This window comes from Vagococcus fluvialis bH819, from assembly GCF_900163795.1.
Lineage (GTDB): Bacteria > Bacillota > Bacilli > Lactobacillales > Vagococcaceae > Vagococcus > Vagococcus fluvialis_A.
The window spans coordinates 322,375-335,803 of record NZ_FWFD01000015.1 but is presented as its reverse complement, the minus strand read 5'-3'; the positions used below and the strand labels follow the sequence as shown (position 1 = coordinate 335,803).

The 13,429-nt window shown below is 31.7% G+C and carries 12 protein-coding genes; 4 read left to right on the top strand and 8 right to left on the bottom strand.

The genetic code is table 11. The annotated features are described in order from the left end of the window. Positions 1-285: 285 nt before the first annotated feature. The 3 genes from FM121_RS11195 to FM121_RS11185 all read right to left on the bottom strand — a co-directional run bounded on the left by FM121_RS11195 (position 286) and on the right by FM121_RS11185 (position 4,385). Positions 286-1,518, bottom strand: a complete 1,233-nt coding sequence (locus FM121_RS11195; protein WP_086952247.1) for an aminopeptidase — start codon at positions 1,516-1,518, stop codon at positions 286-288. Between the two features lie 21 nt (positions 1,519-1,539). Next, the gene (yjeM, locus tag FM121_RS11190; protein WP_256958453.1) at positions 1,540-3,033 is read right to left on the bottom strand and encodes a glutamate/gamma-aminobutyrate family transporter YjeM; all 1,494 of its coding nucleotides are present in this window, start codon (positions 3,031-3,033) and stop codon (positions 1,540-1,542) included. 191 nt (positions 3,034-3,224) lie between these two features. Beyond that, entirely contained in the window at positions 3,225-4,385 is a 1,161-nt protein-coding gene (locus FM121_RS11185; RefSeq protein WP_086952246.1) for a hypothetical protein, read from the bottom strand. 130 nt (positions 4,386-4,515) lie between these two features. On the opposite strand from FM121_RS11185, the gene FM121_RS11180 reads away from it, so the two are divergent. After that, positions 4,516-5,214 carry a DsbA family oxidoreductase gene (locus FM121_RS11180; RefSeq protein WP_086952245.1) on the top strand — a complete coding sequence of 233 codons (699 nt, stop codon included), beginning with the start codon at positions 4,516-4,518 and terminating at the stop codon, positions 5,212-5,214. Positions 5,215-5,258: 44 nt separating this feature from the next. On the opposite strand, the gene FM121_RS11175 is transcribed toward FM121_RS11180, so the two are convergent. After that, positions 5,259-5,777: a hypothetical protein gene (locus FM121_RS11175; RefSeq protein ID WP_086952244.1), complete on the bottom strand. Its 519-nt coding sequence runs from the start codon at positions 5,775-5,777 to the stop codon at positions 5,259-5,261. 225 nt (positions 5,778-6,002) lie between these two features. On the opposite strand from FM121_RS11175, the gene FM121_RS11170 reads away from it, so the two are divergent. After that, positions 6,003-6,629 carry a FusB/FusC family EF-G-binding protein gene (locus FM121_RS11170; RefSeq protein WP_086952243.1) on the top strand — a complete coding sequence of 209 codons (627 nt, stop codon included), beginning with the start codon at positions 6,003-6,005 and terminating at the stop codon, positions 6,627-6,629. A gap of 61 nt (positions 6,630-6,690) precedes the next feature. On the opposite strand, the gene yjeM (FM121_RS11165) is transcribed toward FM121_RS11170, so the two are convergent. Together yjeM (FM121_RS11165) and FM121_RS11160 are read right to left on the bottom strand one after the other, a co-directional pair. Next, the gene (gene yjeM, locus FM121_RS11165; protein WP_086952242.1) at positions 6,691-8,196 is read right to left on the bottom strand and encodes a glutamate/gamma-aminobutyrate family transporter YjeM; all 1,506 of its coding nucleotides are present in this window, start codon (positions 8,194-8,196) and stop codon (positions 6,691-6,693) included. A 374-nt stretch (positions 8,197-8,570) separates the two neighbouring features. Further along, on the bottom strand, positions 8,571-9,761 hold the full coding sequence (locus FM121_RS11160) for a coenzyme F420-0:L-glutamate ligase (RefSeq protein ID WP_086952241.1): 1,191 nt from the start codon (positions 9,759-9,761) through the stop codon (positions 8,571-8,573). 123 nt (positions 9,762-9,884) lie between these two features. Between FM121_RS11160 and FM121_RS11155 the strand changes: the two genes are divergently transcribed. Both FM121_RS11155 and FM121_RS11150 read left to right on the top strand, forming a co-directional pair. Beyond that, the gene (locus FM121_RS11155; protein WP_086952240.1) at positions 9,885-10,781 is read left to right on the top strand and encodes a LysR family transcriptional regulator; all 897 of its coding nucleotides are present in this window, start codon (positions 9,885-9,887) and stop codon (positions 10,779-10,781) included. Positions 10,782-10,882: 101 nt separating this feature from the next. Then, a complete protein-coding gene (locus tag FM121_RS11150) occupies positions 10,883-12,310 on the top strand; it encodes an LPXTG cell wall anchor domain-containing protein (protein ID WP_086952239.1) in 1,428 nt (475 codons plus the stop codon). A gap of 121 nt (positions 12,311-12,431) precedes the next feature. Here the strand turns inward: FM121_RS11150 and FM121_RS11145 are convergent, their stop codons facing one another. Together FM121_RS11145 and FM121_RS11140 are read right to left on the bottom strand one after the other, a co-directional pair. Continuing rightward, positions 12,432-12,995 carry a cob(I)yrinic acid a,c-diamide adenosyltransferase gene (locus FM121_RS11145; protein WP_086952238.1) on the bottom strand — a complete coding sequence of 188 codons (564 nt, stop codon included), beginning with the start codon at positions 12,993-12,995 and terminating at the stop codon, positions 12,432-12,434. 17 nt (positions 12,996-13,012) lie between these two features. Continuing rightward, positions 13,013-13,429, bottom strand: a complete 417-nt coding sequence (locus FM121_RS11140; protein WP_086952237.1) for a DUF4430 domain-containing protein — start codon at positions 13,427-13,429, stop codon at positions 13,013-13,015.

Here is a 13,429-nt window from a genome sequence, read left to right as displayed (position 1 = left end):
TCCTCCTTGCGAGTCCTTTAAGCTACTTATAAGTTCATCTTACACAGAATTAAAAACGGTTACATCTAGTTAATTTCACAATTTTAATTTTCATTTTGTTCATTTTGAACAAAATGTCGATACTTACTAAAGCTATCTATATCAATAGATGAAAGAATAACCAAAATATTATTAAACAAATAGATATTTGATTAGCTATTTAATACAATTGTATTTTTTGTGAAAAAAAAAGAGCGAAGAGATTTTTTCATCTCTTCGCTCTTTTAGCTTTATCTAATTTTTAAGTTATGCCCAATTTCCATTTCTAAAAACTGGAATAATCGTGCCATCTTCTTTAATTCCATCGACATCCATCTTGTCAGAACCAATCATAAAATCAACATGATTTTGACTTCTATTTAAACCAATTTTTTCCAATTCTTTTTCATCCATATCTACACCATCTTTAATGTTAAAAGCATAACCATTACCAATTGCTAAGTGGTTTGATGCATTTTCATCAAATAAGGTATTGTAAAATGTGATTCCTGATTGTGAAATTGGTGATGGGTCTGGAACTAATGCTACTTCACCTAATCGTTTCGAACCTGGGTCCATATTTATTAAGTGATTTAGAACATCTTCGCCTTCTTTAGCTGTTGCTTTAACAATTTCACCATTTTCAAAATGGAAAACCATATCCACTAAAGTAGTTCCACCATAACTTAATGGTTTTGTACTTGTCACAAAGCCATCTGCTACACGACAATCAGGTGCTGTAAAGACTTCTTCTGTTGGCATATTTGCCATGAATTCTTCACCTGAAGCATTAATACTTCTAGCACTATCCCACACATGATTTTTAGGTAATCCGACTGTTAAATCAGTTCCTGGAGCAGTATAGTGAAGTTTTATAAATTGCTCTTTATTTAACATATCTGCTTTTTCTCTAAGTAAGGCTTCATGTTCTTGCCAAGCTTTAACTGGAGAATCAGCATACACTTTTGTTGCTTTAAAGATTGCATCCCATAAAGCATCTACTTGTTCTTCTTCTGTTTTTAATTCTGGAAAGACTTTTTTAGCCCATTCTGCACCACTTGCTGCAACAACTGTCCAACTAATTTTATTAGATTGTCCTGCTTGTCTTAAATTAAACAATAGTTTACGGTCAAATTTTTGATACAATCCAACACGTTCACTTGGTACTCCTGATAGAGCATCTGGATTGGCAGATACAACACTAATTCTTGACGCTTTTTTATCGACCCAGTCTTGAACTTCTGCTAGTTGATAATCTGCAACTGTTTCTAAGGCAACAGCTTCTTTGTGTGCAACTGTTTCCTTTAAGATTTCATCGTCATTCCATCTGACAATAACTTCTTTAGCGCCCATAGCATAAGCCTTTTTTGTAATTAAACGAGCTAATGGAGCTTGTGTAACTGAAATTTCTAATATCACGCTATGATTTTCACTGACATTGACACCTGTTTTTACAATTAATTCAGCATATTTATCCAAGTAATGATTAAAATTTTCCATCTTTAAAGACTCCTCTATTATTTATTTTAATTTATTTTTCTTTTCATAACGACTATACATAATATAAGCTAAAACACCAAAGAATATCGGACCCATAATCGAGAAGATCGTTTCTTTTACATTCCCATTAAGAGAAGGATTAATAATTGTAAAGACATTCGCAAAACCAACCACAAAAGTTACACTAAAAACAGCAAACTTATAGAACGATTTTGATTTATAAATTTCAAATGGTTTTTGGATTTCTTCTTTCTTTTTAAAACCTAAGAACGCAAGCGCTAAGAACATATAAGGTATCGTCATCGATACATTTGTCATAGCTACCAAAATTTTGAAAAATTCTGCTGCACCTTCGCCACCAAAAGAAACTAACATAATAATCGCAATAACGATTGCTGCTTGTACCCACATAGCTACAATTGGCATACCATTTTTTCTTTTATTAAATGCTTTAGGCCATACTTCTTTTGGCGTTCCTTCGATTAATTGTTTCAATGGAGAGAAGATTAAAGTAAAGAATGCACCTGTTAATGCTAAGAACATTGAAAGTCCCATATAGCGACTAACCCACATACCGACTGTTACAGCTGTTGCATCAGATAAATTAAGTGCCAATCCTAATTGATACCCCATATTGTTCATAGCAACATAAGCCACGTTACCTAATGTGATATCAGCTTTTGAAAATTGTGTAAAGGCAAATGTCCAGTTAGTAAATGCCCCCATAATAAATATCCCTACTGCATAACCTACAGCGATAATAATAGCTGAAATTGTTACACCTTTAGGGAAAGTCACTTCAGCATTTTCAGTTTCATCTACTAGTCCTCCAACAACTTCTAAACCACCGTAAGCAAAGATAGCAAATACTAAGAAACTAAAAACTGAAATTAATGACGTATAATCTGCATTAGGCGAATGAGTAAACGCTGCAGCTGTTAATGGTTCCGCCATCTGACCTTTATTAAGTCCTAAAATTAGTAAACCACCTAAAATTAATACAACATTGATTAAAGCTACTGCAGTCCCACCGATTGATGTTACTTTTTTTATTTTATCTAGCCCTTTTGATGAAACAAAAGTAATTAATAAAATCCAGGCAACTCCTAGAAGACCTAAACTTTGGACACCATTAAGACCAAAGAAACTCATTGTTTGTGTTTTATCAACACCGAATATTCCGTTAGATAAAGGAATCCAAATTCCTGTACCAACGTTTACCATCCATACAATATATGAGGCATACCACATGAATGTTCCAACAAATGCATACTTAGGATTCACTGATTCTGCCATCCAAGAATAAATACCACCTTTACTATCCTTGAATGCCGCACCGAATTCTGATAGCATAAACGCAAATGGTAGGAAGAAAGTTACCGCTGCCAGTATGTACCAAATGATTGACCCATACCCCATTAAATAATATGCTCTAATAATGTTAGTAAAACCAAATACTGAAGTGAAAATCATGAGAATAAGTGCTTTTAGTGTTAACTTCTGTTTTTTCTCCACTTGTACCGCTCCTTTTAATTTAGTTATATAGCACACTAAATATAACACGCTTTCAGCACTTAATTATTTAACATTAAAATGAAATAATCTTTATTAAACCAACATCTTACGTAACTTTAATCATCCTTTCACAATGAAAGCGCTTTTTGTTATAAATTTGCTATTTTTAAGGATGGCATTCCCTTTTATCATCAAATAGTCTTACTTACCTGATTCATTAATTCTTCAATTAATTCTTTTTTGGATTCTTCATCATATTTTGTTAGAATTTGCTTGATTTCTTTAATATCTTCTTCAAATAATTTTTGTTTTTTATTAAAAACAAGAAACTTCGCTAATCCCTCTCTCATAAAAGGATGGATTTCATCTAAAAATGCTTCAGATAATCCTAATTCTTCGACTTTTTTTAACAAATGGATATAAACTTCTTTTTGAATCCACTTTCCCATTCCTTTATTACTATAAGCTAGCATTTCTTTTTTTCTGTTTTCCCTCGATTTTTTTAAAATTTTATATAAATCCACAAAATAAGTTTGTGGTAACGTTGGTTCTTCACTCCCTAATTCTAGTTGTTTTTGAATTTGAAATGACCAGATAGATGCTCTATTAAATAAAGATTTTTGTTCAAGATTACTGATAAGAGACTGCTTGAACTGATTAAAATCAGCTTCATTTACCACTTTTTGTGGCGTATTTAAACAATTATTTTGTAGTCCTTTAATTTCTTTATTTAATAATTGGTAATCCGAAAAATAAATTGGCATATCAACTTCTTTAAATGCGGCAATTCGTTGTCCCAGAGAAAAATTTATTGTATATGGCTTTTCGGCATATTGGTTTCTATACAATGACAAAGCGTACTGATGCCATAATTCAGTTGGAAATTCCACACCTTTTCGTTTTAACCATAATAATTCATCTAAGCCAAAATCCACATTGCTTAAACGATCCACAATTTCCTTTGCGACCTGTTGTGGAATATTTAAATGATCCTTAAAATGTTGAATACCTAATCCCATCTTTTTACCTGTTGCTTTTGATTTAACGATATATTGATATTTTAACCTTCTACCACACTGACAATATAATTGATTTCCTTTATCATGTACTTTTGGGTAATACTCATCCATTTTTAAATCAACAAAGTCCCAATCAGATGCACTTAGATAACTGTCTTTAATAAATTCTGATCTAATTAAATACTTTCGATGCTCATCGATTAAGTTTCTTTGATCTTTAGTCAGACGAGAATATATTTCTAAACGTTCCTTCATTGTTAATGGCCTAAAGTCAATCAAACCATATTCTTCACTAATTTGCGGGATTTCTGTTGTTTTATTTTTGATTTTCATACTAAATACCTCCTTGTTTTATATATTTTACTAAGCATCTTTGTGATTGGTTATAAGTCATAAGCAAATTTTTTGTATTTCCATACAAATCTAGTTATGATGTATTCAATAAAAGATAGGTGGTTTTTTAATGAAAATTGAATTTTTTCATGATGTCATTTGCAGCTTTTGCTTTCCAATGTCATATCGGATGCGTCAAATAAAAGAAAGATATCCAAATGTTGACATTATTCATCGCTCATTTGCCTTAGCATGGGAAAGTGACGATTTAGCTAACCAATTTGGTTCAAGAGATAATGCAAAAAATGAAATCTTAAAACATTGGGAACACGCTAACGAAAATGACGATTTACATCGTTTTAATATATCAGGTATGAAAGAAGCAAGTTTTCAATTTCCCACTTCTAAACCTGCACTTTTAGCTGCTACGGCTGCTAAGATAATCGGTGGAGATGCTGCATACTGGAATGTTTTTGATAGTTTACAGAATAAATTATTTGTAGAAAATAAAAATATTGAAGATATAAATATTATCCGAGAAGTCATTATTCAAAATAATATTGACTGGCTAACGTTTGAGCCTATCTTTACTTCTGAAGAAACAGAAAAAAAAGTGTTTGATGATATCAAACTGGCCCAAGAATATAATATTCACGGAGCTCCTTTTCTTGTAATTAATGAGAAATACGGCATTAACGGAGCCCAGTCCATTGAAGTCATACAAGAAACCATTGAAAAAATTGCAGAAGAAGAACATGAGCCCTTAATTCTTATCGAAAACGGTAGTACCTGTTCTCTTGATAAAAACGGAACTTGGGTTTGCGAATAATAACTAAAACCAGAGCTAAATCAGCAGATTTAACTCTGGTTTTTTTAACTCAATATCAATTGATATGCTTTTCTTTCACCATCAGCACAATCCAATATTATATTTCCTTGATAAGAAAATCCTGACTTGTCAATTACCCGTTGCATACCATAATTTAGAGGATGAGTATCTACTCTTAAATCTATATATCCTAACATTTTTGAAAAAGAAATTAAATGACCTAAAAAAAACTGAGACATTCCTCTTTGTTTAATAGAAGAAAGAATTACAAAACGATGAATTGAAACATACTCATCGGTATCAATCCACTGTCCTTCAGTAATATCAGCATAGCCATCTTGAATACCCGTTGTAATCGTTCCAAATCCAACAATTCGATCTGTTTCGATTAAAACATAACCCTCACCTAAATGGATATCTTTTTTTAAAACAGCTTCATTTGGCCCCTCATTATTTCGCCATTGAGGAATATTATTATTTTCTAGTGTCTCTCTTCCATTTTGAATGACTTTTAATATATCATCTAAATCAGATGCTTTAGCCTTTCTTACATAATATAACAATATTATTCCCCCTCTTTTATTTTTCAATAAGTTTCATTTTAGCGCTTTACAAATTAATTGTAAAATTATATGCTAATAACACTAATAGGAGGTGATTGAGATGATATTATCATCTTTAATCTTAACTCAAAGTTATTTTTATCTATAATACTTTGAGAAGAAACTTTAAAATAGTAGTCTATTTTCCTCAAAGTATCTGTCACTTAAGAGAAAGAAGGAAAAAACATGCTACAACCATATGAATTTAACTATATTAAGAATCAAATTACCCACCTTATCAATGTTTACAAAACAGTCAATGATCAAAATGTCATTTTAACTATCCAAGAAACAGTAACAAACGAATTAGCACTTTTACTAGATGAGGTTTTTTTAGAAGAAATTAAACCCATCTACTTAGATAGAACACTAACAAACGCCAAATCTCTCTCTCTATTTGAGAAAATACAAGAACAAATTATTCCGTTTAATCAAGTCTCTGATAAAAAAATTGAAAAAGTATTTCGTAAAGTAAAAAAAATTAAATACCCTAAATGGGAAACACTTGATTTGAAAACAATTAATTATCTTGCTTGGGATGATATTGGTACTCAAAGAAAATACATTACCTTTTACTATGAAGAACAACTTAGAGGATGCTACGGAGTAATGTCTCCTGATATTATCAAAAATGTCTGTGCTATCTGCCATAAAATTGATAATGTTGCGATGTTTTTAACCACAACTCGGGTAGCTGGTGATGGCACTTATACTAAAAAAGGAAATTATATTTGTAAAGACAGTCAAAAATGCAATCAACAAATGGAAGATTTAGTTCATTTATATGATTTTTATCACACCGTTTCGAAATAAATAGAAAAAAGTTGGTTCAGAAATTGTAATTTCTGAGCCAACTTTTTTATTTTTACTTAATTTAGTTATTATTCATTTTCTTTTCATATCTTCTAAACATAACCAACGCAATAACACTAAAAATAATCGGTCCTAATATAGAAAAGAATGTTTCATCATATCTACCATGAAGTGCTGGTTCGATAATTGTAAAAACATTAGCAAAACCAATCACAAAAGTTACCATAGCAACAACATACTTATAGCCATTATTTGACTTAAACATAACAAAAGGTTTTTCAATTTCCTCTTTCTTTTTAAATCCATAAAAGGCAATAACAATGAACATATAAGGAATACTCACAGCTACATTAGTCATAGAGATAATAATTTCGTAGAATTCTTTTGCTCCCTTACCACCAAATGAAACAAATAAAATGATAGTAATGACGATAAGTGCTTGAACATACATTGCATACACAGGTAAACCATTTTTAGTTTTGGTCCATTTTTTAGGCCAAATTTCTTTTGGTGTTCCTTCAATTAACTGTTTTAATGGTGAAAAAGCTAATGTGAAGAATGATCCTGTCAAAGCTAAAAACATTGAGATACCAATATATCTCCCCATCCAAACACCAATTTGAGTCGCAATACTCTCTGATAAATTTAATGCTAAACCTAATTGGTAGCCCATATTATTCATTGCTACATAAGCGACATTCCCCAATGTAATATCTGCTGCTGAAAATTCTGTAAAAGCAAATGACCAATTAGTAAAAATTCCCATAATAAAAATCCCCACAGCATAACCCACAGCGATCACAATAGCTGATATTTTAATCCCTTTTGGAAAATTAATCGCAGCATCTTCAGTCTCATCAACTAAACCACCTATGATTTCTAAACCACCATAAGCAAAAATAGCAAATACTAAAAAACTAAACACAGAAATAATTGAGCCATAATCAGGATTTGGTGACTTAACAAAACTCGCTACGGTCATGGGTTCAGCTAACTGTCCTTTATTTAAAATTAAAATAAACAGTCCGACTAAAATTAAGACTACATTAAGTAAAGCAACAGCAATTCCACCAACATTAGTTATTTTTTCTATTTTATCAAGACCCTTGCTAGAAACTACCGTAATAAACAAAATCCAGATAGCACCTAATACTCCTAAAGTTTGCACACTGTCCATTCCTAGAAATGCCCATTGTTGTGTTTTATCAACGCCAAAAATTCCGTTGGATAGAGGAATCCATATTGAGATACCTGTACTAACCATCCAAATAATATTAGAGGCATACCACATAACAGTGCCCACAAATGAAAATTTAGGATTAACAGAGACTGCCATCCAAGAATATATACCACCCTTCTCATCTTTAAATGCTGCCCCAAATTCAGATAGCATAAAAGCAAAAGGTAGAAAGAATGTCACCGCAGCTAAGATATACCAAATAATTGAAGCATACCCCATTAAGTAATACGCTCTGACAATATTGGCAAAGCCAAATACTGAGGTAAAAATCATTAATATTAAAGCTGTTAACGACAATTTCTTTTTGTTACTCTGTTCTTCGTCCATTGACTATAAACTCCTTAAATAATTTCAATTTGAATACTTATACAGTTTAAAGTAAATATTTGAATAAATCACACTTGTGTTATATTTTTCTTTTTATTCTAATCTTTTTTTTAGTTTTTACTCATTAAAATTTTCATCTGACATTTTGAATACGTAATTATTAGCAAAATTTTTCCTTTTATCAAAAATGAGGGTGGGTCAAAAGTTGTTTGGCTCTGAGCAACTGTAAGCAGACTTTTTATCCCCTGACTATTAAAAATTATTCATATAAAATAAAAATGAGGCTAACACTTGGTCAGCCTCATTTTTATTTTATAATTCAAGTTCAAATAGCAATTTTTTTCGTAACTGGAGCCAACGATTTTTTATCTTCTCTACTTCGTAAAGTTATCGAAATAGCCTTGAATAAAGACAATTGGTGTTCCTTTATCACCACTACCTGATGTTAAATCAGCTAATGATCCGATTAAATCAGTTAATTGACGAGGGGTTGTTCCTTGTGCTTCCATAGAACCAGTTAAGTCTTCATCTTTTTCATTGATGTGTTTCTTAATCGCTGCTTCTAGATCTGCTCCACGTAAATCCGAGAAATTATTATCTGCTAAATATTTTAATTTCACTTCATTTGGTGTTCCTTCTAGTCCTGATGTATACGCTGGGGAAACAACTGGATCAGCTAACTCCCAGATTTTTCCAACTGGATCTTTAAATGCACCATCTCCATACACCATGACTTCGATAGTTTTACCTGTTTTTTCTTTAATGACTTCTTGAATGCCTTCAACAACTGGCTGGCAATCTCTTGGAAATAATTTTACGCCTTCTTCGGTTGATTTATTTGAGCCTAATAAACCGTAATTTTCATTAAATCCGCTACCATCCACAGAAGTAGATAAAATATCATCTAAGGCATAAACATTCTTAGCACCATTCGTTTCTAAAATTCGTTTTGTACGGAAACGAGTATGAATATCACATGTTAAAATATTTTCAGTATAATCTAAAATTGTTTTTGGTTTTTGAGAGAAGATAACTTCACATTCAGCGCCTTCAGCAGCGATTAATTCTTTGTAATATTCAATATAATCAACACCAGTAAAGGTATGCTTGTTATAACCAAATAACTCTCTAAATTGTTTTTCATCTAAAACATCAGTCCAAGGATTCACGCCTTTTTCATCTAAAGCATCTAAAGATACTAAGTGATTTCCCACTTCGTCTGATGGATAGCTCATCATTAAAACGATTTTTTTAGAGCCACGAGCAATTCCTTTTAAAATATTTGAAAAGCGATTACGACTAAAGATTGGGAAGATAACGCCCACTGTTGCCTCACCGAATTTACTTGTCACATCTTTTGCAATTTGATCAATTGAGGCATAATTCCCTTGTGCTCTAGCAACAATTGACTCTGTCACACAAACAATATCCTTATCTTCAATTTTAAACCCTTCTGCTTCCGATGCTTTTAAGACACTCTCAACAACGATAGCTTCAATACTGTCGCCTTCATTAATAATCGGACAACGAAGCCCTCTTGTGATTGTTCCAACTGTGCGTTCCAATAGAAATCGCTCCTTCTTACATGACTTTTCATGTACTTGTAATTTTTCTACCCTTGTACTATACCCCGTTTCATGATATAAGTAAAATTAATATCTAATATAGCTGATATAAGGAGGATTTATATGGTTAATAAACTTGATCTTTATCGTGTTTTTTATGAAGTTTCCCAGCATAAAAGCTTTTCTAAGGCGGCTAAAACTCTCTATTTAACTCAACCAGCCGTTAGTCAATCAATCGCTCAACTCGAACAAGAACTTTCTGTTCGTCTGTTTAATCGTAATCCGCAAGGGGTCATCTTAACGGAAGAAGGTAAACTGCTTCATGACTATGTTTATTCTGCACTAAATTTACTTGATTCAGGTGAAAAAAAGATGGAAGAATTCAAATTACTTAAAGGGGGGAAAATTGCTATTGGTGTTGGTGATACCATCTCTCGCTATTTTCTATTACCTTTTTTAGAATCTTTTCATCAAATTTATCCTGAAATTACCTTTAAACTTGTTAATGGGACGACTTCTGAGTTAATTGAAACGTTAAAGCAAGGTAAAATCGACATTGCTATCTGTAATTTTCCAATTGAAGATGAAAAACTAGAAAAAATTCACTGTGCAGATATCCAAGATACTTTTGTTTATGGTTCTAAATACGTAAATGATTTTGTACAGCCACTTACTATAGAAGAAGTGATTCAATACCCTATTATTTGCTTGGATCAAGATTCTATTTCAAGGCGTTTTATCGATAATTACTTAAAAGAAAAAAAACTTTCCTTAAAGCCAGAATTTGAGCTAGGTTCCCATGATTTATTGTTAGATTTTGCTAAAATAAATTTAGGCATTGCTTGTGTAACTAAAGAATTTTCTCAAGCCTATATTGACCAAGGTTTGCTCCAAGAGATTCGATTAATTGAGCAAATACCTAAAAGATCCATTGGTTTGTGTTATTTAAAAAGCGTTTCTCTCTCATTAGCCTCACAAAAATTTGTTCAGGTGATCATTAACAACAAAAAAAGCCTTTAATACCATAAAAGTAAACTAATAAAATAACTATTTAACTTTTAAAGAAACTCATGTATAATAGTTAATATATATATTATTTTAAATTAAAAGGAGCAAAACTCATGAAAAAAAACTCATTACGCTTTTCAGCATTAGTATTGGCTTGCGTCCCTTTATTACTAGGCACAACGACTTTAGTAAATGCTGAAACTACTAGCAATTCAAGTACAGTCGAAACAACAAGTACAACTAATGTAAGTGACATATCAAAAAATACTGAGAAAAATAATGCCACTAAAGAAAGTACAAAAGACAAATCTACAAAAAACTTTAAGTTAAAATTGAAGGACAGCCCAATAAAAACGAAAGTTGGAAAATCTGGACAAATCAATCTTGGTAAATTAAAAAACAAAGAATTGACAGGCATATTTGAAGTGATTGAACCAGAAGATAAAGAAAAAATTGTTGAGATTAAACCTGATGGCACTTGGACTGCTTTAGCAGCTGGAACAGTAAATGACGTTAAATTATTCTTTATTCCAGATGCTGCTACAAAAAAAGTATTAGCAGAAGAGTACAATGGACAACCAATTGCTGATAAAATTCCTGTAGAAGAAGTTTCATTTGTGATTGATAAAAAAGATGGTGGCAAGGATGATGGTAAAGATGATACTAAAAATCCTGTGAACTTAAAATTAGATTTAAAAACCGAAAAGGTAACAACTGAAAAAGGTAACTTAGCTGTTTATTACAATGGAACTAAATTGAAAGCTAAATTTAAAACTAATTCAACAGAAAAAATGAATTTAGTTGATGATGGTAGTTTTACTATTCCTACAAAAAATACAGAAGCTAAATTTACAGAAAAAGTAACGTTTACTCTTGAAGATGATGATACATTAAAAAAAGTAACTACAGAAGAAGCTAAAAAAGGTAAAATTAATTTAGAATATACTCAAGATGCAACAGTTGAAAGAACTATCGAAAAATCTGAAAAAATTATTGAAATCCCTTTAATCAATAAAGAGATAAAAACTAATGTTGGTGGCACTGGTGTCTTAGACGTCATTTCAGAATTTGAAGGCGTTAAACTAAAAGAAGAAAAAGAGGGTAAAACAGTTCTAAAAGGAACGTTTACTGGTAAATTTTTAGAAAAAGATGCTGATAAATTTATTACTATTGATGAAAAAGGAAACTGGAAAGCGATACAAGGTGTTCAAAAAGGATCTACTATCACACCTGAATTTAAATTTGATAAAAGTGTTGAAGATGCATTTAAAGAAAAATATCCTAATAACACAATAAAACTTCAAATCAAATCAATTCCAATTGAAGTTGACCCAGGTAGTAGTGGCAACAACGGTAGCGGTAGTGGAAACAATAACGGTGGTAAAACTGCTAAAGATTACGTTCCAGTAAATAAATTACCTCAAACAGGTGAAGAAAAAATGCGTTTTGGAGCTATTATTGGTGTTGTGATTATCGTTATTGCAGGTATTATCTTCTTTATGAAAAAGAAAAAAGGTTCTGACGACGATACAGAAGCTTAAATCATAGATACAAAAATAGACATTTCCTCTTTAATTAGGAAATGTCTATTTTTTTGTATTTACGATGACACATGTTATTGCTCTAGTTGCTTAGAGATTAACAACTTTTTATTCACTCTAATTAATGAAAGACGATTTTACTTCTTTCGTAGAAGTGCTCTTCTTCTTCACCTAAAACATTAGCTAATCTTGCGACAACAAAAAAATAATCAGATAAACGATTTAGAAACTTAAATGCATCTGTTGGTATTTCTTCTTCTTCAATTAAAGAAGCAACCGCACGTTCAGCACGTCTTGTAATCGTTCTAGCAATATGTAGTTGGCAACTAGCTTTGTTACCACCTGGTAAGATGAAGCGTTCTATCTTAGGTAGTTTTTCTGTATGTCCATCAATTCGATCTTCCAACCATTTAATGTGCTCTGATGTAATCATAAAAGGCATTTCATCCGATACATTGGCCAAATCAGTTCCACAATCAAACAAATAATTTTGAACTTCTGTTAATTCAGCGACAAGTTCTTGACTATTTCTAAGTTCTTTCACTTCACAAATGCTTAAACCTACTTGAGAGTTAATTTCATCGGTTGTTCCATAAGCCTCTACACGCTTGTTGCCTTTGTTGACACGCTTACCACCAATCAAACTAGTCTTCCCTTTGTCTCCACCTTTTGTATAAACTTTCATGTTGTCACGTCCTTTATTTATTTCATTTCAAATTTAGATAAATTCCACACAACTTCGTCTCCAGCTTTTAATTTGTACTCATTAGCACCAACTTCAGCTTCTTTACCATTCACTTGATAAATCCAATATTTTTGCGCTTTATTATCTTGTTTTTTTCCATCAATTGAAGAAATCATATTGTTTTCTTCACCAATTTTAAAGTTATCTGCCATGATATCTCCTAGTAAAGCGTCTTCTTTAATCTCGATATCTTTAGTGTTAAATTCTTTTCCGTCTTCTTGTAAAACAACTTTAACGGCCTTTTCTGTTTTTTCTGATGAAACAACTTCTGAACTCGCTACTTCCTTGCTACTATCTTTGGTTGTATCTGCTTGTTTTGACCCACATCCTGTTAACGCTACTAATAATACAACTAAACCTACTATTTTCTTCAT

Bases quoted from the DNA above. Each gene is read 5' to 3' on its own strand.
- FM121_RS11195 (WP_086952247.1), bottom strand. From the start codon at position 1,518: ATGGAAAATTTTAATCATTACTTGGATAAATATGCTGAATTAATTGTA.
- FM121_RS11185 (WP_086952246.1), bottom strand. From the start codon at position 4,385: ATGAAAATCAAAAATAAAACAACAGAAATCCCGCAAATTAGTGAAGAA.
- FM121_RS11180 (WP_086952245.1), top strand. From the start codon at position 4,516: ATGAAAATTGAATTTTTTCATGATGTCATTTGCAGCTTTTGCTTTCCA.
- FM121_RS11170 (WP_086952243.1), top strand. From the start codon at position 6,003: ATGCTACAACCATATGAATTTAACTATATTAAGAATCAAATTACCCAC.
- yjeM (WP_086952242.1), bottom strand. From the start codon at position 8,196: ATGGACGAAGAACAGAGTAACAAAAAGAAATTGTCGTTAACAGCTTTA.
- FM121_RS11155 (WP_086952240.1), top strand. From the start codon at position 9,885: ATGGTTAATAAACTTGATCTTTATCGTGTTTTTTATGAAGTTTCCCAG.
- FM121_RS11150 (WP_086952239.1), top strand. From the start codon at position 10,883: ATGAAAAAAAACTCATTACGCTTTTCAGCATTAGTATTGGCTTGCGTC.
- FM121_RS11145 (WP_086952238.1), bottom strand. From the start codon at position 12,995: ATGAAAGTTTATACAAAAGGTGGAGACAAAGGGAAGACTAGTTTGATT.
- FM121_RS11140 (WP_086952237.1), bottom strand. From the start codon at position 13,429: ATGAAGAAAATAGTAGGTTTAGTTGTATTATTAGTAGCGTTAACAGGA.